15 protein-coding genes and 1 pseudogene are annotated in these 19,738 nt (G+C 69.1%); 15 read left to right on the forward strand and 1 reads right to left on the reverse strand.

The genetic code is table 11. The annotated features are described in order from the left end of the window. Positions 1-46: 46 nt before the first annotated feature. The 13 genes and pseudogenes from rsmH to lpxC all read left to right on the forward strand — a co-directional run bounded on the left by rsmH (position 47) and on the right by lpxC (position 15,249). Positions 47-943 (forward strand): 16S rRNA (cytosine(1402)-N(4))-methyltransferase RsmH, encoded by an 897-nt coding sequence (gene rsmH, locus ACW7GZ_RS10335; RefSeq protein WP_457005435.1) that lies wholly within the window; start codon positions 47-49, stop codon positions 941-943. Next, complete coding sequence (gene ftsL / locus ACW7GZ_RS10340) at positions 940-1,203, forward strand: cell division protein FtsL (RefSeq protein ID WP_457005260.1); 264 nt, start codon at positions 940-942, stop codon at positions 1,201-1,203. Before rsmH ends, ftsL begins: the two co-directional genes overlap by 4 nt. Next, the gene (locus tag ACW7GZ_RS10345; RefSeq protein WP_457005258.1) at positions 1,200-3,020 is read left to right on the forward strand and encodes a peptidoglycan D,D-transpeptidase FtsI family protein; all 1,821 of its coding nucleotides are present in this window, start codon (positions 1,200-1,202) and stop codon (positions 3,018-3,020) included. The genes ftsL and ACW7GZ_RS10345 overlap by 4 nt, the downstream gene beginning before the upstream one ends. Continuing rightward, a complete protein-coding gene (locus ACW7GZ_RS10350) occupies positions 3,017-4,492 on the forward strand; it encodes a UDP-N-acetylmuramoyl-L-alanyl-D-glutamate--2,6-diaminopimelate ligase (RefSeq protein ID WP_457009056.1) in 1,476 nt (491 codons plus the stop codon). Before ACW7GZ_RS10345 ends, ACW7GZ_RS10350 begins: the two co-directional genes overlap by 4 nt. Further along, positions 4,489-5,907: a UDP-N-acetylmuramoyl-tripeptide--D-alanyl-D-alanine ligase gene (locus tag ACW7GZ_RS10355; protein WP_457005255.1), complete on the forward strand. Its 1,419-nt coding sequence runs from the start codon at positions 4,489-4,491 to the stop codon at positions 5,905-5,907. The genes ACW7GZ_RS10350 and ACW7GZ_RS10355 overlap by 4 nt, the downstream gene beginning before the upstream one ends. Next, positions 5,897-6,982 carry a phospho-N-acetylmuramoyl-pentapeptide-transferase gene (mraY, locus tag ACW7GZ_RS10360; RefSeq protein WP_457005254.1) on the forward strand — a complete coding sequence of 362 codons (1,086 nt, stop codon included), beginning with the start codon at positions 5,897-5,899 and terminating at the stop codon, positions 6,980-6,982. Before ACW7GZ_RS10355 ends, mraY begins: the two co-directional genes overlap by 11 nt. Then, positions 6,982-8,283, forward strand: a complete 1,302-nt coding sequence (gene ftsW / locus ACW7GZ_RS10365) for a putative lipid II flippase FtsW (protein WP_457005252.1) — start codon at positions 6,982-6,984, stop codon at positions 8,281-8,283. Before mraY ends, ftsW begins: the two co-directional genes overlap by 1 nt. Next, positions 8,280-9,734 carry a UDP-N-acetylmuramate--L-alanine ligase gene (gene murC, locus ACW7GZ_RS10370; RefSeq protein ID WP_457009058.1) on the forward strand — a complete coding sequence of 485 codons (1,455 nt, stop codon included), beginning with the start codon at positions 8,280-8,282 and terminating at the stop codon, positions 9,732-9,734. The genes ftsW and murC overlap by 4 nt, the downstream gene beginning before the upstream one ends. Then, positions 9,731-10,669 (forward strand): D-alanine--D-alanine ligase, encoded by a 939-nt coding sequence (locus ACW7GZ_RS10375; RefSeq protein ID WP_457009060.1) that lies wholly within the window; start codon positions 9,731-9,733, stop codon positions 10,667-10,669. The genes murC and ACW7GZ_RS10375 overlap by 4 nt, the downstream gene beginning before the upstream one ends. After that, the gene (locus tag ACW7GZ_RS10380; RefSeq protein ID WP_457005246.1) at positions 10,666-11,373 is read left to right on the forward strand and encodes a cell division protein FtsQ/DivIB; all 708 of its coding nucleotides are present in this window, start codon (positions 10,666-10,668) and stop codon (positions 11,371-11,373) included. The genes ACW7GZ_RS10375 and ACW7GZ_RS10380 overlap by 4 nt, the downstream gene beginning before the upstream one ends. After that, the gene (ftsA, locus tag ACW7GZ_RS10385; RefSeq protein ID WP_343254280.1) at positions 11,370-12,605 is read left to right on the forward strand and encodes a cell division protein FtsA; all 1,236 of its coding nucleotides are present in this window, start codon (positions 11,370-11,372) and stop codon (positions 12,603-12,605) included. Before ACW7GZ_RS10380 ends, ftsA begins: the two co-directional genes overlap by 4 nt. Positions 12,606-12,810: 205 nt before the next feature. Then, positions 12,811-13,789: pseudogene (ftsZ, locus tag ACW7GZ_RS10390) on the forward strand (cell division protein FtsZ); the annotation flags it as partial. A 548-nt stretch (positions 13,790-14,337) separates the two neighbouring features. Next, positions 14,338-15,249, forward strand: coding sequence for a UDP-3-O-acyl-N-acetylglucosamine deacetylase (gene lpxC / locus ACW7GZ_RS10395; protein WP_457009062.1), 912 nt, complete (start codon positions 14,338-14,340; stop codon positions 15,247-15,249). 268 nt (positions 15,250-15,517) lie between these two features. Here lpxC and ACW7GZ_RS10400 read toward each other — a convergent pair whose 3' ends face one another. Continuing rightward, positions 15,518-15,964 carry a DciA family protein gene (locus ACW7GZ_RS10400; protein ID WP_457005243.1) on the reverse strand — a complete coding sequence of 149 codons (447 nt, stop codon included), beginning with the start codon at positions 15,962-15,964 and terminating at the stop codon, positions 15,518-15,520. Positions 15,965-16,010: 46 nt separating this feature from the next. On the opposite strand from ACW7GZ_RS10400, the gene ACW7GZ_RS10405 reads away from it, so the two are divergent. Further along, the gene (locus ACW7GZ_RS10405; protein WP_457005241.1) at positions 16,011-16,886 is read left to right on the forward strand and encodes a M23 family metallopeptidase; all 876 of its coding nucleotides are present in this window, start codon (positions 16,011-16,013) and stop codon (positions 16,884-16,886) included. A 111-nt stretch (positions 16,887-16,997) separates the two neighbouring features. Further along, positions 16,998-19,727 carry a preprotein translocase subunit SecA gene (gene secA / locus ACW7GZ_RS10410; RefSeq protein ID WP_457005239.1) on the forward strand — a complete coding sequence of 910 codons (2,730 nt, stop codon included), beginning with the start codon at positions 16,998-17,000 and terminating at the stop codon, positions 19,725-19,727. Positions 19,728-19,738: the final 11 nt, after the last annotated feature.

Below are 19,738 nucleotides of genomic sequence, written 5' to 3' on the forward strand. Positions count from 1 at the left end.
CGCGGATGTCCGCTCCGCGCACCTTCCGGTCTTGTTTGTGCAGGTCATGGAAGGGCTGCGCGTGCGCGAGGACGGAACGTACCTGGATGGCACCTTCGGCCGCGGCGGGCATGCCCGTGGCGTGCTGCAGGCGCTCGGGGCTGGAGGCCGGCTGCTGCTGATGGACAAGGATCCCGACGCGATCACCGTGGCCGAACGCGAGTTCGGTGCGGATCCGCGCGTCTCGATCTTCCGCGGCAGCTTCGCCGACCTCGGCCGCTGGGACGCGACCGCCGGCGGCCTCGACGGCGTGCTGTTCGACCTCGGCGTGTCCTCGCCGCAGCTTGACGTCGCCGAGCGCGGCTTCAGCTTCGGCAAGGATGGTCCGCTGGACATGCGCATGGACCCTGATGCCGGCGAGAGCGCGGCGCAGTGGCTCGCGCATGCGGGCGCCGACGAGATCGCCGACGTGCTCTGGACCTATGGCGAGGAGCGCATGAGCCGCCGCATCGCGCGCACCATCGTCGAGCGCCGCGCCGAAGCGCCGCTGGTCCGCACCGCGCAGCTCGCGGAGCTGATCGCCTCGGTGATGCCACGGCCGAAGCCCGGCCGCCACGAGATCCACCCGGCCACGCGTTCCTTCCAGGCCATCCGCATCCACGTCAACCGCGAGCTGGCCGACCTCGAAGCCGGCCTCGACGCGGCGCTGGCCGCGCTGAAGCCGGGCGGCCGGCTGGCGGTGATCAGCTTCCATTCGCTCGAGGACCGCATCGCCAAGCGCTTCATCGCCGCGCAGTCGAAGGCGCCCCCGGGTAACCGCCGCCTGCCCGAGGCGACGGATTTCGTGCCCACCCTGCGCGCGATCGGTGGCGCGCAGAAGGCTGACGGCGCCGAGCTCGCCGGTAACCCGCGCGCGCGCAGCGCCGTGCTGCGCGTGGCCGAAAAGCTGGAGGTGGCGGCGTGACCCGCTTCCTGGTCTTCGTGCTGCTGGCGGCCAACGTGGTCGCGGCCATCGGCGTGGTGCATGCGCGCCACGCGCACCGCCAGCTCTTCGTCGAGCTGACGCGGCTGGTGGACGAGCGCGACGAACTCAATATCGATTTCGGCCGCCTGCAGCTGGAGCAGGCCACCTGGGCCGAAGCCAACCGCATCGACCATGTGGCACGCACCCGGCTGGGCATGAAGTTCCCGGAAGCCGGGGACATCGTGGTGGTGCGGCCATGAAGTTCCGCCGCGATCGCAATGGCACAGTCCGCCCCCGCGGCCGCGCGCAGTTCGACCTGCGCGGGCGGCTGAAACTTGTGGTGGGCGCGCTCGGCCTGTGCGGCGTGGTGCTGGTGGCGCGCGCGGTCGACCTGCAGCTGGTCGACAACGCCTACTACCAGCAGAAGGCCGACTCGCGCTTCCTGCGCGAGATCCCGATCCCGACCTCGCGCGGCATGATCACCGACCGCAACGGCGAGCCGCTGGCGGTGTCGTCGCCGGTCGACAGCGTCTGGGGCAACCCGCAGGAGATGCTCAAGCATCCCGAGCGCCTGCCCGAGCTGGCCGAGGCCCTGGGCGTGCCGCTCGACCATCTCGAGCGCCGCGTGGCGCAGCGCGCGGACAAGGAGTTCGTTTACCTCAAGCGCCGCATCAACCCGGCCGAGGCGCAGCAGATCCTGGCGCACAAGGTGCCGGGCGTGTTCTCACAGCGCGAGTTCCGCCGCTTCTACCCGCAGGGCGAGGCGCTGGCCCACGTGCTCGGCTTCACCAATATCGACGACGCCGGGCAGGAAGGCGTGGAGCTGGCGTTCGACGAATGGCTCAGCGGCGAGCCGGGCGCGCAGAAGGTGATCCGCGACCGCCGCGGCCGCACCGTCGAGAACGTCGACCTGGTGCGCGCCGCGCAGCCGGGCAAGGACCTCACCCTCAGCATCGACCGCCGCATCCAGTACCTGGTGCACCGCGAACTGCGCGCGACACTCGAGCGCACCGGTGCGGTCGCGGGCTCGGCGGTGGTGCTCGACGTCGCCACCGGCGAGATCCTCGCCATGGCCAACCTGCCGACCTACAACCCGAACGCGGTCACCGGCGAGCACCGCGATGCGCGCCGCAACCGTGCGGTCACCGACCTGATCGAACCCGGCTCCACCATCAAGCCGATCACCGTGGCCGCAGGGCTTTCGGCCGGCGTGATCACGCCGGAGACCATCTTCGACACCAACCCGGGCTGGATCCCGAACGGCCGCTACCGCACCACCGACCATCGCAACCTGGGCGTGCTCGATACCACGGGCGTGATCACCAAGAGCTCCAACATCGGCGTCGCGCGCATCGTGCAGCGCCTGGACGACGACTACTACCACGACTACATCGCACGCCTGGGCTTCGGCCACAGCACCGGCAGCGGCTTCCCGGGCGAAGCGTCCGGCGTGCTGCCGCCCGCGGCAAGCTGGAGCGGCACCAGCAAGCAGACCATGAGCTACGGCTACGGGCTGTCGGCCACGCCGCTGCAGATCGCGCGGTCCTACGCGACCATCGCCAACCACGGGCGCGCGGTGCGGCCGACCCTGGTCAAGGGCCAGCACGGCGAGTCCGAGCAGGTGATGGATGCCGCGGTCGCCGACACCGTGCTGGCGATGATGCAGACGGTCACCGAGCCCGGCGGCACCGCCATCCAGGCGGCGATCCCCGGCTATCACGTCGCCGGCAAGACCGGCACCGCGCGCAAGGCATCCGGTGGCGGCTATTCGCGCCGCTACGTGTCCTTTTTCGCCGGCGTGGTGCCGGTGGAGAACCCGCGCTTTTCGATGGTGGTGGTGATCGACGATCCCGATCCGGCCAAGGGCATCTACGGCGGCCAGGTTTCGGCCCCGGTGTTCCAGAGCGTCATGGACGGCGCGCTGCGGCTGATGGACGTGCCGCCGGACGACATCGAGACCTGGCTGGCCGAGCAGGCGAAGCAGCAGGCGAAGGAGCGCGCGCGCAATGCGCCGCGCGTCGCGGCCGGGCGTGCAGCCACCGCCGCCGCGCCCCCCGCGTCCGGAGGTGGCCAGTGAGCCGCCGCATGGCCCTGCGCGAACTGCTGCCCGACGTCGTCGACGTCCCGGCGGCGCTGGAGGTGTCCGGCCTGGTGCTGGACAGCCGCTCCGTGCGCGCCGGCGACGGCTTCGTCGCCATCGGCGGCTTCGGCACCCATGGCCTGCACTTCGCCGGACAGGCGCTTGTCGATGGCGCTGCAGTGGTGATGTACGAACCACCCGTGCCGGCCGACGTGCCTGCGCCGCCCGCGGATGCGATCGCGGTGCCCGGCCTGCGCGCGCGCATGGGCGCGATGGCCGATGAATTCCACGGCCGGCCGTCGGCGGCGATGTCGACCGTCGCCGTCACCGGCACCAACGGCAAGACCTCGACCGTGCAGCTGCTGGCCCAGGCCTGGGAGCTGCTCGGCCGCCGCGCGGCCACCATCGGCACGCTGGGCGCGGGCCTGCACGGCGACGTGCGCCCGACCGGCTTCACCACGCCGCTGGTATTGCAGGTGCACGAGCTGCTGGCCGGGTTGCGTGACGCCGGCGCGCAGGCGGTGGCGATGGAAACCAGTTCGCATGCGCTGGACCAGGGTCGCGTGGATGCCGTCCATTTCGAGGTCGGCGTGTTCACCAACCTCACCCGCGACCACCTCGATTACCACGGTGACATGGCCACCTATGGCGCGGCCAAGGAGCGCCTGTTCGGCGTGGCCGGACTGTCGGCGGCAGTGGTGAACATCGATGACGGCTTCGGCCGCGGCCTGTTCGCGCGGCTGCCGTCGACGCTGCGCCGGATCGGTACCAGCGCGCGCGGCGATGCCGAAGCGCTCGTGGCCGCCACGGATATCGTGCTCGATGCCGCGGGCATCGCCTTCCAGCTGCGCATCGACAGCGAACGGCTGCCGGTGCGCTCGCCGCTGCTCGGTCGCTTCAACGTCGAAAACCTGCTGGCGGTGGCCGGCGTGCTGCACGCGCAGGGCGTGGCCGCGGCGGACATCGCGCGCGTGCTTGGCCGACTCGAGCCGATCGCCGGACGCATGAACCGCTTCGGTGGCCATGACGGCCTGCCGCTGGTGGTGGTCGACTACGCGCACACGCCCGACGCGCTTGAGCAGGCCCTGGCCGCGGTGCGCGCGCACGCTGCCGGCCGCATCACCTGCGTTTTCGGCTGCGGTGGCGAACGCGACCGCGGCAAGCGCCCGGAGATGGGCGCGGCTGCGCTCGGTGGCGCCGATTTCGTGGTGGTCACCGACGACAATCCGCGCGGCGAAGACGGCAACGCCATCGTCGTCGACATCATGGCCGGCATCCCCGATACCGCGGTGGTGGTGGTCGAGCGCGATCGCGCTGCCGCCATCACCCGCGCGATCGGCATCGCCGATTCCGGCGACATCGTGCTGGTCGCCGGCAAGGGCCACGAGCCATACCAGGAAATCGACGGCGTGCGCCATCCATTCGACGATCGCGACGTCGCGCGCCGCGCGCTGGAGGCCCGGGCATGAAGCCGATCACGCTCTCGCGCATCGCCCAGGCATGCAACGGCCGCCTGCAGGGCGAAGACGTCCCGGTCGAGGCGATCGCGACCGACAGCCGTACCTTTGTCCCGCACGCCGGGGGCACGCTGTTCGTCGCCATCGCGGGCGAGAATTTCGACGGCCATGAGCATGTGGCCGCGATCGCCGCCGCCGGCGCGACCGCCGCGCTGGTGTCACGCCCACTGGACGTGGCGCTGCCGCAGGTCGTGGTAGGCGACACTGTCGAGGCCCTGGGCTCGCTCGCGGCCGCGCTGCAGGCCACGCGTCCGGCGCAGGCCGTGGTCGCGATCACCGGCAGCAACGGCAAGACCAGCGTCAAGGAGCTGCTGCTGTCGATCCTCGGCCGCTGCGGCAGCGTCACTGCCAGTCCCGGCAACCGCAACAACGAGATCGGCCTGCCGCTGGCGATCATCGATGCCGACGACGCCGCCGCCTTCGCCGTGTACGAGATGGGCGCCGGCAAGCCTGGCGACATCGCCTACCTGGCGGCGATCGCGCGCCCGCGCGTCGCGCTGGTGAACAACATCGCACCCGCGCACCTCGAGCGCATGGGCAGCCTGCAGGGCGTGGCCGATACCAAGGCCGCGATCTACGACGCGCTGCCGACCGATGGCACCGCGGTGATCAATGCCGACGATGCGTTCGAGTCGTTTTTCGCCGAGCGTGCCCATGGCCGCCGCGTGCTGCGCTTCGGCTTCGGCGCGCGCGCGGACGTGCATGTGCGTGAGGTGGTGCTGCACGAAGGCGGCAGCGATTTCGTGCTGGTGACGCCGGAAGGCGAGGCCGCCGTTTCGCTGTCGCTGCCCGGCCGGCACAGCGTTGCCAATGCAATGGCGGCGGCGTCGCTGGCGCTGGCCTGCGGCGCGCCGCTGCCGGCGATTGCCGAAGGCCTGACGCACGCGCAGCCGGTGGCTGGCCGCCAGGTGCGCCGGCAGTTGCCGGGCGGCGCGTGGCTGGTGGATGACAGTTACAACGCCAATCCCGGATCGCTTGCCGCCGCCATCGATACCCTGGCCGCGGCCAGTGGCGGCGGCTGGCTGGTGCTGGGCGACATGCGCGAACTGGGCGCTGACGCGGTGGCGCTGCACGAAGCCGCCGGGCGCCGCGCGCGCGAGGGCGGCGTGGAGCGGGTGTTCGCGCTTGGGGAGCTGGCGGCGAAGGCGGCCGAGGCGTTTGGTGAGGGAGGCCAGGTGTTCGCTTCGCACGAGGCATTGGTCGCGGGCTTGTTCGCGGCTATAGCCGCTCCCACAAAGGCCGCGCCACCCGTGGGAGCGGCTACAGCCGCGATCGCTCCCACCATTCTCGTCAAGGGCTCGCGCGGCAGCGCGATGGATCGCGTGGTCCGCGCGCTGCTGGAAGGAGTCGATACCGATGCTGCTTGAAATCACCCGCTGGCTCGAGCAGCTCGAGGGTCTGTTCGGCCTCTTCGGCTACCTGACCTTCCGCGGCATCCTCGCCGCGCTGACCGCGCTCTTCCTGTCGCTGTGGTGGGGCCCGGCGGTGATCCGCAAGCTCGCCCAGTACAAGGGCGGCCAGCCGATCCGCCAGGATGGCCCGAAGACGCATTTCTCAAAGGCCGGCACGCCCACCATGGGCGGCGGGCTGATCCTGCTCACCGTGCTGGCTTCGGTGCTGCTGTGGGGCGATCTGCGCAACAAATACGTGTGGCTGGTGCTGCTGATCATGGTCGCGTTCGGCGCCATCGGCTGGTGGGACGACTGGATCAAGATCGTGAAGCGCGATCCCAACGGCATGCGCTCGCGCACCAAGTACCTGCTGCAGTCGATCTTCGGCCTGGCGGCGGGCCTGTTCCTGTGGTTCAGCGCAGACACGCCGGTCGCGACCACCTTCTACATCCCCTTCTTCAAGGCGGTGGCGCTGCCGCTTGCCGGCGTCTCGTTCGTGACCATCGCCTACTTCTGGATCGTCGGCTTTTCCAACGCGGTCAACCTGACCGACGGCCTCGACGGCCTCGCGATCATGCCGACCGTGCTGGTGGCCTGCGCGCTGGGCGTGTTCGCCTACGCCTCGGGACATGCGCAGTTCGCCGAATACCTGCAGATCCCGCGCGTGCCCGGCGCCGGCGAGCTCGTCATCATCTGTGCGGCGATTGCCGGGGCGGGGCTGGGCTTCCTCTGGTTCAACACCTATCCGGCCATGGTGTTCATGGGCGACATCGGCGCGCTTGCCCTCGGCGCCGTGCTCGGCAGCATCGCGGTGATCGTGCGCCAGGAGCTGGTGCTGGTGGTGATGGGCGGCATCTTCGTGATCGAGACGCTGTCGGTGATCATCCAGGTCGCGTCGTTCAAGCTCACCGGCAAGCGCGTGTTCCGGATGGCACCGATCCACCACCACTTCGAACTCAAGGGCTGGCCGGAGCCACGCGTGATCGTGCGCTTCTGGATCATCTCGGTGATCCTGGTCCTGGTCGGCCTGGCCACGTTGAAGGTGCGCTGATGGACAGGACCCACGACCGCGGCAGCCAGGCCGTCCGCCTCGAATCGATCGGCGGCCGTTTCGACCCGTGGATGCTCGGCGCCGTGTTCGGCCTGGGCGCACTCGGCATCGTGATGGTGGGCTCAAGCTCCATCGCCGTCGGCGAAGAGCTCGGCGTCGGTCCGTACTACTTCCTGATCCGGCACGTGGTCTTCATGGCCCTGGGCGCGGCGCTCGCGTTCTGGGCGATGCGCACCGAGCTCAAGACCATCGAGCGCTTCGACCGCCTGCTGTTGGTGGCTTGCTTCCTTGCGCTGCTGCTGGTGTTCGTGCCCGGCATAGGCAGCAGCGTCAACGGCGCGCAGCGCTGGATCAACCTCGGCGTGTCCAAGTTCCAGGCGGTCGAGGCGGTCAAGGTGATGTACATCGTCTGGCTTGCCAGCTACCTGGTGCGTTTCCGCGACGAGGTCAACGCCACCTGGGGCGCGATGCTCAAGCCCATCGGCGTCGCCATCGTGCTGATGGTCCTGCTGGCCTTGCAGCCCGACTTCGGTTCGCTTGCGCTGCTGCTGGCGATCACCGCCGGCATGCTGGTCCTGGGCGGCGTGCACCTGCCGCGCATGGCGGCACCGGTGCTGCTGCTGCTGCCGGTGCTGGCGATCGTGGCGATCGCCGAGCCTTACCGCATGCGTCGCCTGACCTCGTTCATGGATCCCTTCGCCGACCCCTTCAACAGCGGTTACCAGCTGGCCAACGCGCTGATGGCGGTGGGCCGTGGCGAGTTCTGGGGCGTGGGCCTGGGCGCTTCGATCCAGAAGCTCAACTACCTGCCCGAAGCGCATACCGACTTCATCCTCGCGGTGATCGCGGAAGAGCTCGGCTTCGTCGGCGTGTGCCTGGTGATCGGCCTGTACGCGCTGCTGGTCGGCCGCGCGTTCCTGATCGGCCTGCGCTGCGTGGAGACGCGCCGCCACTTCGCCGGCTACGTCGCCTTTGGCATCGCGCTGTGGATGAGCCTGCAGGCGCTGGTGTCGATCGGCGTCAACCTCGGCCTGCTGCCGACCAAGGGCCTGACGCTGCCACTGGTGTCGTCGGGCGGCTCCAGCGTGATGATGACCTGCGTCGCCGTGGGCCTGCTGCTGCGCGTGTCCTATGAACTCGACCGTACCCAGCGCCAGGTCGCGCGCCTGCGCGGCGAGGCCGTTGCAGCGCCCGCCACGCCGCCGCCCACCGCACAGCCGGTGCCGTCGCTGGCCGCGCGCGGCACCAGCCGCCTGCGCCAGCGCATCGAACCCAGGATTGCCCCCGGAGTGAACGCATGACCCGCCGCCTCCACGACACCCACGGCGTGGCCATGGCCGACTTCGCGCGGCGGCATTCGCGCGTGCATTTCATCGGCATCGGCGGCACCGGCATGAGCGGGATCGCGGAGGTGCTGTGCACGCTCGGCTACCAGGTGTCGGGATCCGATACCGCCGACAGCGCGGTCACCCGGCGTCTTGCGAGCCTGGGCGCAACCGTGCATCTCGGGCATGCCGCGGCCAACGTGATCGCCAGCGACTGCGTGGTGGTGTCCAGTGCCATCAAGCCGGACAACCCGGAGCTGGTGGAAGCGCGCGCGCAACGCATCCCGGTGGTGCCGCGCGCGGAGATGCTGGCCGAACTGATGCGATTCCGCCGCGGCGTGGCCGTGGCCGGAACCCACGGTAAGACCACCACCACCTCGCTGCTCGCCAGCGTGCTCGCCGAAGGCGGGCTCGACCCGACCTTCGTGATCGGCGGCAAGCTGCTGGCAGCCGACGCCAATGCGCGCCTGGGCGGTGGTGACTGGCTGGTGGCCGAGGCCGACGAGAGCGACGGCAGCTTCCTGCGCCTGAACCCGCTGGTCGCAATCGTCACCAACATCGACGTCGATCACCTCGAGAACTACGGCGGCGACTTCGCGCGCGTGCAGCAGGCGTTCTCCGAGTTCCTGCACCGGCTGCCGTTCTACGGCCTGGCCGTGCTGTGCATCGATGATCCCGAAGTCGAGGCCCTGGCCGGCGCGGTCTCGCGCCACGTCATGACCTACGGCTTCCATGCCGATGCCGACGTCCGCGCCGAGAACGTGCGCCAGGAAGGGCCGACCATGTATTTCGACCTGGTCCTGCCCGATGCGTCCACGACGTCCATGGAGCTTGCGCTGCCCGGCCGCCACAACGTGCAGAACGCGCTGGCCGCGGCCGCGGTCGCCTGGCAGCTGGGCGTGCAGCCCGAAGCCATCCGCGACGCGCTGGCGAAGTTCGAAGGCATCGGCCGCCGCTTCAACCGCCTTGCCGAACTGACCACCGCACGCGGCGCCAGGGTGCAGCTGGTCGACGACTACGGCCACCATCCGCGCGAGCTTGCCGCGGTGTTCGAGGCCGCTCGTGGCGGCTGGCCCGACCATCGTCTGGTGGTCGCATTCCAGCCGCACCGCTACAGCCGCACCCGCGACCTGCTCGACGACTTCGCCGGGGTACTGTCCGAGGTCGACGCGCTGGTGCTGACCGAGGTGTATCCGGCCGGCGAACAGCCGATGGCCAATGCCGACGCGCGTGCGCTGGCGCGTGCAATCCGCGCCCGCGGCCGCATCGACCCGGTGGTGGTCAACGGCCCCGGCGACCTGCGTGACGTGCTGCCCGACATCCTCGAAGACGGTGACCTGCTGCTGGTGATGGGTGCCGGCGACATCGGCCAGGTGGCGCAGAACCTGGTGGCCGAAGGCTTCCCGACGGCGGGGGAGGGCGGATGAGCGAGCAGCTGCCGCCGCTGCGCCTGACCGACCCGGCCGACTTCGGCCGCGTCGCCGTGCTCATGGGTGGTGACACCAGTGAGCGCGAGGTGTCGCTCGACTCCGGCGCCGGCGTGCTCGAAGCGCTGCGTTCGCGCGGCGTCGATGCCGAAGCCGTCGACGGCGTGCCCGCCCTGCTCGCCGCGCTCCTGGCCGGCCGCTTCGACCGCGTGTTCAACATCCTCCACGGCGGCGTCGGCGAGAACGGCGTGCTGCAGGGGCTGCTGCAGGCGCTCGATGTGCCGTTCACCGGCTCCGATGTGCTCGGCTGCGCGCTCACCCTCGACAAGATCCGCACCAAGCAGGTGTGGCTGTCCGAAGGCCTGTCGACGCCGCGCTACGAGCGCCTGGCGAAGGGTGCCGACCTGCGCGCGGCCGCGCAGCGGCTCGGCTATCCGGTGTTCGTGAAGCCTTCCAGCGAAGGCTCCAGCGTCGGCGTGTTCCGCGTGCTTGCCGAAGCCGACCTCGCTCCCGCCATCGAATTCGCCGCCCACTACGACGGCGAGCTGCTGATGGAGCAGATGGTGCGCGGCGACGAGCTCACCGTCGGCATCCTCGGCGACGTCGCGCTGCCGTCGATCCGGATCGTGCCCGCAGGCGAGTGGTACGACTACCACGCCAAGTACGTCGCCGAAGACACGCAGTACCTGTGTCCCGGGCTTGAAGGCGATGACGAGGCCGCGATCCGCGACCTCGCGCTGCGCGCCTTCCGCGCCGCCGGCTGCAGCGGCTGGGGTCGCGTGGACATCATGCGCGACCGCGAGCGCGGCCTGCAGCTGATCGAAGTGAACACCGCGCCGGGCATGACCGGCCATTCGCTGGTACCCAAGGCCGCCGGCCAACTGGGCTGCGACTACGCGGACCTGTGCTGGCGCGTGCTGGAGCAGACGCTGTGAACGCGCTCGCCCGCATCCTTGCCTGGACGCTCGCGGTGGCGCTGATCGCGCTGCCGGTGGTGGCCGTGGTCCAGGGCTGGATCGGCGCCGAGCGCTGGCCGTTGCGCACGCTGCGCATCAACGACAACCTGCAGCAGGTCGATCCCGCGCGTGTGCGCGAAGTGGTGCTGCCCTATGCGCAGCAGGGCTTCTTCGCCGTGCGCCTGGACGAGGCCCGCGAGTCGGTCGCCCGCCTGCCCTGGGTGGAGCAGGCCGACGTCGGCAAGCGCTGGCCGGACGTGCTTGAAGTGCGCGTGCAGGAGCACCGCCCGTTCGCGCGCTGGGGCGATGAACGCCTGCTTTCGCTGCAGGGCAAGCTGTTCCCGGCCGAAGGCATCGACGTGCCGCAGGGCCTGCCGCTGCTGCACGGCCCCGACGCCCGCTCGGAAGAAGTGGTCGAGCTCTACCAGGCCGCGCGCGAGCTGTTCGCGCCGGCGGGTTACGGCGTGCGCGCGCTGCTGCTCGACAGCCGCGGCAGCTGGACCATGGTCCTGTCCAACGGCACCCGGGTACTCATCGGCAGCCACCAGGTGCGCACCCGCATGGCCCGCTTCGCCCGCCTGCTGCCGCAGCTCCTGACCCAACGGCACCAGCCGCTGGCACGCGCCGATCTCCGCTACACCAATGGATTCGCCCTGACATGGGCCGAGGAACACACCGCATGAACCGCAAAGGCGACAAGGCCCTGATCGTAGGCCTCGATATCGGCACCTCCAAGGTGGTGGCCCTGGTCGGCGAGTACTCGCCGGGCAACCCCATCGAGGTGATCGGGATCGGCAGTCACGAATCGCGCGGGCTCAAGCGCGGCGTGGTGGTGGACATCGAATCGACCGTGCAGTCGATCCAGCGCGCGATCGAGGAGGCCGAGCTGATGGCCGGCTGCGACATCCGCTCGGTCTACGCTTCGATCTCGGGCAGCCACGTGCAGTGCAAGAACTCGCCGGGCATCGTCCCGATCCGCGACGGCGAAGTGACCTGGTCGGACCTCGACCGCGTGCTCGACGCTGCCAAGGCGGTCGCGATCCCGGCCGACCAGAAGATCCTGCACGCGATCCCGCGCGAATACGTGCTCGACGATTCCCAGGAAGGCATCCGCAATCCCGTCGGCATGACCGGCGTGCGCCTGGAGGTGCATGCGCACCTGGTGGTCTGCGCGCAGTCGGCCGCGGCCAACATCTCCAAGTGCGTGCAGCGCTGCGACCTGCAGATCGACGACCTGGTGCTGTCGTCGCTGGCGTCAAGCACCGCGGTGCTGACCAGCGACGAGCGCGAGCTTGGCGTGGTGATGGTCGACATCGGCGCCGGCACCACCGATCTGGCGGTGTTCGTGCAAGGCGCGATCTGCCACACCTCCAGCCTGCCGATCGCCGGCGACAAGGTCACCGAGGACATCGCGCACATGCTGCGCACGCCCACGCCCGAGGCCGAGCAGATCAAGGTCCGCTATGCCTGTGCGCTGGCGCAGCTGGCGACCAGCGAAGAATCGATCCAGGTCCCGAGCGTCGGCGACCGCCCGCCGCGTCGCCTGCCGCGGCAGTCGCTGGCGCAGGCCGTGCAGGCCCGCTACGAGGAGATCTTCGAGATGGTGCAGGCCGAACTGCGCCGCTCGGGCTTTGAGCAGCACGTGCGCGCCGGCATGGTGCTCACCGGCGGCGCCGCGAAGATGGAAGGCGTGGTCGAACTGGCCGAGGAAATGCTGCAGATGCCGGTGCGCGTGGGCATTCCCCAGCACGTCACCGGCCTCGGCGAAGTGGTCAACAACCCGGTGCATGCCACCGGCGTCGGCCTGCTGCTGATGGGCAGCCAGATTGAAAACCCGCGCCGCCCGGTGCTGCCCACCGGGCGCGCCGGCAGCCTGCTGAAGAAGCTCAAGACCTGGTTCAACGGGGAGTTCTAGACCGATGGCCGCATTCCACCAAAACCCGTGTAGGAGCAGCTATAGCTGCGACCCACCCCGCGACCCACCTCGCGACACCCGGCTTTTGTGGGAGCGGCCATGGCCGCGAAGAAAGACAAGGCGACGACGAAAGCGGCACGCGACAGCAACAAACAACAACTAGAAAACACCAGCAACACATAACGACATCAAAAGGACTACGGACATGGCGCATTTCGAACTGGTTGAAAAGATGGCCCCCAACGCCATCATCAAGGTCATCGGCGTGGGTGGCGGCGGCGGCAACGCGGTCAACCACATGGTCAGCAGCAGCGTGGACGGCGTGGAGTTCATCACCGCCAACACCGACTCGCAGGCAATCAAGAACTGCGGTTCCAAGCTGCAGCTGCAGCTCGGCACCGGCGTCACCAAGGGCCTGGGCGCGGGCGCGAACCCGGAGGTCGGCCGCCAGGCCGCGCTTGAGGACCGCGACCAGATCATGGAAGCGCTGCAGGGCGCCGACATGGTGTTCATCACCGCCGGCATGGGCGGCGGCACCGGCACCGGTGCGGCACCCGTGGTCGCGCAGCTGGCCAAGGAGATGGGCATCCTGACCGTCGCCGTGGTCACCAAGCCGTTCCCGTTCGAAGGCCGCCGCCGCATGCAGGTGGCGCTGAAGGGCATCGAAGAGCTGTCGGCGCACTGCGACTCGCTGATCACCATCCCCAACGAGAAGCTGATCACCGTGCTCGGCCGCAACGCCACCATGGTGCAGGCCTTCCGTGCGGCGAACGACGTGCTGCTGGGCGCCGTGCAGGGCATCGCCGATCTCATCGTGCGCCCGGGCCTGATCAACGTCGACTTCGCCGACGTCCGCACCGTCATGTCCGAGATGGGCCTGGCGATGATGGGCACCGGGCATGCCCGCGGCGACGACCGCGCCCAGGCCGCTGCCGAGTCCGCGATCCAGAACCCGCTGCTCGACGACGTCAATCTGGCCGGCGCCAACGGCATCCTGGTCAACATCACCGCCGGCCCGGACTTCACCATGGCCGAGTTCGACGAGGTCGGTCGTACGGTGGAGAACTTCGCAAGCGAAGACGCCACCATCGTCATCGGCACCGTGCTCGATCCCGACATGCAGGACGACGTGCGCGTGACCGTGGTTGCCACCGGCCTCAACCGTGCCCAGGCGCGCGGCGTGGTCCGCGACAGCGGCTACGGCCGTGACGCAAGCTTCAACGAGGCTCAGCGCCGCCCGCACGTGCAGCTGATCAACACCGGCGGCCGTCGCGACGGCACCACCGGCATGCTGGTCGAGGAAGACGACGTGGCGCAGCCGATGGCGGCCGGCGGTGGCATGGGCATGGGCCTCGGCCTGCGCCGCGGCTCCGCCGAGCCCGCCGCCCCGAGCACCCCGGCCGTGGCCGATTTCGGCAGCAACAGCGACGGCGGCTACCTCGACATCCCCGCCTTCCTCCGCCGCCAGGCCGACTGAGCAGAACCCGCGCCCCGCCCCTGCAGGAGCAGCCCTGGCTGCGACCCCGCAGTGGCGGGACCGCTCGATCCGCTCTTGCAGGAGCAGCTATAGCTGCTCCTGCAGGTGGTTGTTCCGCGTTGGGTCGGGGTTGCGCTCCTGCAGCATGAGGGCGCCTGCGCTCCGTTCAGGTTCAGCGGCACGCGTGCTAAATTGCGAACCGCTTCCATTTGCCGGCTGCTTGTCTGCCGCCGGCGCTTCCCCCAGAGTCCGTGAATGGTCCAGCAGCGCACCATCAAGAACATCACCCGCGCCACCGGCGTGGGGCTGCACAGCGGTGAGAAGGTCTATATGACCCTGCGTCCGGCGCCGCCGGACTCGGGCATCGTGTTCCGCCGTGTCGACGTCGAGCCCGCGGTCGAGATCCCGGCCAGGGCCACCCTGGTCACCGAGACCACGCTGTGCACCGGCCTGTCGGTGGATGGCGCCAACGTGCAGACCGTCGAACACCTGATGTCGGCCCTGGCCGGCCTTGGCATCGACAACATCATGGTCGAGCTCTCGGCCGCCGAAGTGCCGATCATGGATGGCTCGTCGGGCCCGTTCGTGTTCCTGCTGCAGTCCGCGGGCGTCGTCGAGCAGGCCGCGCCCAAGCGCTTCATCCGCATCACGCGCACCGTCGAGGTCCGCGATGGCGACAAGATCGCCCGCTTCGAGCCCTTCGACGGCTTCCGCCTGGGCTTCACCATCGACTTCAACCACCCCGCCATCCCGACCGCCCGGTCGCGCGCGGAGGTGGAGTTCACCACCGAGAACTACATCCGCGAAGTCAGCCGCGCCCGCACCTTCGGCTTCATGCGCGACCTGGAATACATGCGCGACCGCAACCTCGGCCTGGGCGGCTCGATGGACAATGCGATCGTGCTCGACGACTTCCGCGTGCTCAACGACGACGGCCTGCGCTACGCCGACGAATTCGTGCGCCACAAGATCCTTGATGCCGTGGGCGACCTGTATCTTGCCGGCCGGCCGATCATCGGCGCCTTCGAGGGCTACAAGTCCGGGCACGCGCTGAACAACACGCTGGTGCGCGCGCTGCTGGCGGAGCAGGACGCCTGGGAAGAGGTGACCTTCCCCGAGGCCAAGGTCGGACCCGTGGCCTACGGCGAACTGCAGCCAGTCGCCTGAGGGGTAGGGCGGCTCGCGTGCTTTTGTGGGAGCGGCCATGGCCGCGATCGCCGCTATAGCGGCTCCTACAAAGGCACGGGCGAGCGGCTCCTGCAAAGCGGACTCCGGACCTGTCTGCGGCCTGTAGGACTTTCACGGGTTGTTGCCGCCCAGGTCACATCTTTACGAAAAATTAACGAAATCGGTCTAAAAACGTTCCGCCCGGTTAACGTTTCGGGTGCCAATGGCCGTTAGGATGCCCCGTCCGCGCCAAAAGCGCGGTCTGATTTCAGGACTCGTTCTTGCCGTTGCCGATGGCTTCGCGCAGGGACGCCAAGGCGGCCCGCAGCCCTTCCGGTGCGGACGCCGACAACGGACGTACAGCCGCTTCGACCCGCGCAGGCGGGAACAGCGGTTGGGTGGTCGTCTTGACCCTGAGCTCCCGGACCTTCAGCCCGTGCGAACGGGCGGCATCCAGGAGCGCTGGAGCGGCAAGCCTCAGGCTGGCGTTCCACAGCGGCGAATCCACCAGGTACACCAGCCTTGCGCCATCCACATTTGCAAGCCGCGCGTGCGCGGACAGTGAAGGTGGGAGGTGGGGACGCAGGGTGCGGTCCAGTGCGTCGAGCCACATGGCGCGCTGGATCGGGGAACGGCCGGAGACATCGGCCGCCAGCGCGTCGAAGACGGCGCGCGGACCTTTTGGGGAGACCGAATTGGCATTGCCAGCAGACATCCAGATGACTTTACACCGTACGCTTCAACACTCACACGATTGGCTCATGCATTACGCCCGCCTCGGTGGGCGCCGCCTGGCGCAGGCCGGAGGCCGGCAGCCGATGGCACTGCTGGGCGCGGCCCTGGTGCTGGGCGCCGCGATCGGCGCCGCCGTGCAGTCGGGCGAAGTCAACGCGCTGCGCGTCGAGATCGCCAGCCAGGACGCCCAGCTCGATGACACCCGCCGCGCCGCGCAGCGCGAGGTCAACGCACTGGCCGCCCGCCTTGGCGAGCTGCAGGCCCAGGCCAACCGCCTCAACGCCCTCGGCGACCGGCTGACCCGCGTCGCCCAGCTTGGCGACGGCGAGTTCGACTTCAACAGCCCGGTGGGCGTCGGTGGCCACGGTCCGGTCCGCGACATGCCGGCCGGCGAGCTGCGCGACGGCATCGCCGGCGTCGACGGCGAGTTCGGCGTCGCCGGCGACCAGCTCTCGGTGCTCGAAATGCTGCTCTTCAACCGCGAGATCGACCGCAACTCGGTTCCTTCGCGCTCGCCGGTGGCCGCCAGCTACATCACCTCCGGCTTCGGCCGCCGCGCCGACCCCTTCGGCGGCGGCTCCGCGTACCACAAGGGTATCGATTTCGATGCCCGCACCGGCGACACGGTGATGGCCGTGGCCGACGGCGTGGTGAGCTACTCCGGCGTGCGCTCCGGCTACGGCAAGGTGGTCGAGATCGATCACGGCAACGGCTACGTCACCCGCTACGCCCACAACTCGGCCAACGTGGTGCAGGTCGGCGACCTGGTGCGCGTGGGCCAGAAGATCGCCCGCGCCGGCAGCACCGGCCGCAGCACCGGCGCCCACGTGCACTTCGAAGTGTGGGAGAACGGCCGCGTGACCAACCCGCGCAAGTTCCTCGGCGAAAAGAAGAAGGCCTGACCGCTTGATAGGCGGGGTCCCGGACCCCACGCTACAATGTCGCAGCCAGCTGGAAAGGGCGCCTTGCGCCCTTTTCCCGTTTTTGCCCCCCTTCCACGAACCGGTCATCCAATGCTCAATCGCCTGCTCACCAGCGTCTTCGGCAGCCGCAACGAACGCATCGTCGGTCAGTACACGAAGATCGTCGCCAAGGTCAACGCGTTCGAACCGCAGATGCAGGCGCTCTCGGACGCCGAACTCCAGGCCAAGACCCCCGAATTCCGGCAGCGCATCGCCAACGGCGAATCGCTCGACAAGCTCCTGCCCGAAGCCTTCGCCGTCTGTCGCGAAGCCTCGGTGCGCGTGCTCGGCATGCGCCACTACGACGTGCAGCTGGTCGGCGGCATGGTGCTGCACACCGGCAAGATCGCCGAGATGCGCACCGGCGAGGGCAAGACCCTGGTCGGCACGCTGCCCACCTATCTCAACGCGCTCGACGGCAAGGGCGTACACGTGGTCACCGTCAACGACTACCTGGCCCGCCGTGACTCGGCGTGGATGGGCAAGCTCTACAACTGGCTGGGCCTGTCGGTGGGCGTGGTCTACCCGGGCATGCCGCACGGCGACAAGAACGCCGCCTACAACGCCGACATCACCTACGGCACCAACAACGAGTTCGGCTTCGACTACCTGCGCGACAACATGGCGCTGTCGAAAGAGCAGCGCTACCAGCGCGGCCTGAACTTCGCGATCATCGACGAGGTCGACTCGATCCTGATCGACGAGGCGCGCACGCCGCTGATCATCTCCGGCCCCGCCGACGAAACCCCCGACCTCTACATCAAGGTCAACCGCATCGTCCCCGAGTTCACCCGCCAGGCCACCGAAGAAGCCGAGGGTGACTACTGGGTGGACGAGAAGGGCAAGCAGGTGCACCTGTCCGAGTCCGGCCAGGAACTTGCCGAGACCCTGCTGCGCGCCGCCGGCATCCTCGACGACGACGCAGGCCTGTACGACCCGCAGAACATCCACGTCGTGCACCACCTCAACGCCGCCATGCGCGCGCACGCGATCTACCAGCGCGACGTCGACTACATCGTCCGCGACGGCGAGGTGATCATCGTCGACGAGTTCACCGGCCGCACCCTGACCGGGCGCCGCTGGTCCGACGGCCTGCACCAGGCGGTCGAGGCCAAGGAAGGCGTGCCGGTGCAGCGCGAGAACCAGACGCTGGCCAGCATCACCTTCCAGAACCTGTTCCGCATGTACAACAAGCTCGCGGGCATGACCGGCACCGCGGACACCGAAGCCTTCGAGTTCCAGTCGATCTACAGCCTGGAAGTGGTGGTCATCCCCACCAACCGCGAGATGGTGCGCAAGGATCATCCGGACGCCGTCTTCCTCAACCGCGCCGGCAAGTACCGCGCCGTGGTCAACGAGCTCAAGGAAGCGCACGCCCGCAACCAGCCGGTGCTGGTCGGCACCACTTCGATCGAAGTCTCGGAGTTGCTCAGCGAGCAGCTGCGCGAAGCCGGCATCCACCACGAAGTGCTCAACGCCAAGCAGCACGAGCGCGAAGCGCAGATCGTCGCCAACGCCGGCACGCCCGGCGCGGTCACCATCGCCACCAACATGGCCGGCCGCGGCACCGACATCGTGCTCGGCGGTTCTCTCGAGGTCGAGATGGCCGAGCTCGAGGCCGCGGGCGAAGTCGACGACGCCACCCGCGAGCGCGTCAAGGCCGAATGGCAGAAGCGCCACGACGCGGTGAAGGCCGCCGGCGGCCTGCACATCGTCGGCACCGAACGCCACGAATCGCGCCGCATCGACAACCAGCTCCGCGGCCGCTCCGGCCGCCAGGGCGACCCGGGTTCCAGCCGCTTCTATCTGTCGCTTGAAGACAACCTGATGCGCATCTTCGCCGCCGACTGGGTGCAGAAGGTGATGGCGCGCATGGGCCTGAAGGAAGACGACATCATCGAGTCGCCTCTCGTCAGCAAGCAGATCGCCAACGCCCAGCGCAAGGTCGAGTCGCACAACTTCGACATCCGCAAGAACCTGCTCGACTTCGACGACGTCAACAACGACCAGCGCAAGGTGATCTACGGCCAGCGCAACGAGCTGCTGGAGTCCGAGGACATCTCCGACAACATCGCCGGCATCCGCGGCGACGTGGTGGCCGATGTGGTGGATCGCTTCGTGCCGCCGGATTCGGTCGATGACCAGTGGGACCTGCCGGGCCTGCAGGCCGCGCTTGAAGCGGACTACAGCCTGCAGAGCGGCCTGGTGGAGTGGGCCGCCGCACAGCAGGAACTGGACGCCGAAGGCATCCTGCGCCACGTGCAGGAGCTGGTGGAGCAGGGCTATGCCGAGAAGGAAGCCAGCACCGGCCCCGAGACCATGCGCATGCTCGAGAAGCACATCATGCTCAGCGTGCTCGACGACAACTGGAAGCAGCACCTCGCGCGCATGGACTACCTGCGCCAGGGCATCCACTTGCGCGGCTATGCCCAGAAGCAGCCCAAGCAGGAGTACAAGAAGGAAGCCTACGAGCTGTTCTCCGAGCTGCTGGAGAAGGTCAAGCGCGAAGTGGTGATGATGCTGGCCCGCGTGCGCGTGCGCACCGAGGAAGAGCTTGCCGCGATGGAAGCCCAGGAGCGCGCCCAGGCCGCCGCCCAGGCCGGCCAGCTGCAGTTCCAGCATGCCGACAGCGGCGGCTACAGCGCCGACGAAGAAGCCGCCCAGCCCGACTACCAGCTGGACGGCGACCCCGCCGACCGCATGCCCAAGGTCGGCCGCAACGACCCCTGCCCCTGCGGCAGCGGCAAGAAGTACAAGCACTGCCATGGGCAGATCACCTGACGCGCACCCCG

This window comes from Luteimonas sp. A537 (assembly GCF_054052065.1).

Coding starts and splice junctions, on each gene's coding strand:
- mraY (WP_457005254.1), top strand. CDS start 5,897: ATGCTGCTTGAAATCACCCGCTGGCTCGAGCAGCTCGAGGGTCTGTTC.
- rsmH (WP_457005435.1), top strand. CDS start 47: ATGGAAGGGCTGCGCGTGCGCGAGGACGGAACGTACCTGGATGGCACC.
- ftsW (WP_457005252.1), top strand. CDS start 6,982: ATGGACAGGACCCACGACCGCGGCAGCCAGGCCGTCCGCCTCGAATCG.
- ACW7GZ_RS10400 (WP_457005243.1), bottom strand. CDS start 15,964: ATGTCTGCTGGCAATGCCAATTCGGTCTCCCCAAAAGGTCCGCGCGCC.
- ACW7GZ_RS10355 (WP_457005255.1), top strand. CDS start 4,489: ATGAAGCCGATCACGCTCTCGCGCATCGCCCAGGCATGCAACGGCCGC.
- ftsA (WP_343254280.1), top strand. CDS start 11,370: ATGAACCGCAAAGGCGACAAGGCCCTGATCGTAGGCCTCGATATCGGC.
- lpxC (WP_457009062.1), top strand. CDS start 14,338: ATGGTCCAGCAGCGCACCATCAAGAACATCACCCGCGCCACCGGCGTG.
- ACW7GZ_RS10345 (WP_457005258.1), top strand. CDS start 1,200: ATGAAGTTCCGCCGCGATCGCAATGGCACAGTCCGCCCCCGCGGCCGC.
- murC (WP_457009058.1), top strand. CDS start 8,280: ATGACCCGCCGCCTCCACGACACCCACGGCGTGGCCATGGCCGACTTC.
- ACW7GZ_RS10405 (WP_457005241.1), top strand. CDS start 16,011: ATGCATTACGCCCGCCTCGGTGGGCGCCGCCTGGCGCAGGCCGGAGGC.
- ACW7GZ_RS10375 (WP_457009060.1), top strand. CDS start 9,731: ATGAGCGAGCAGCTGCCGCCGCTGCGCCTGACCGACCCGGCCGACTTC.
- secA (WP_457005239.1), top strand. CDS start 16,998: ATGCTCAATCGCCTGCTCACCAGCGTCTTCGGCAGCCGCAACGAACGC.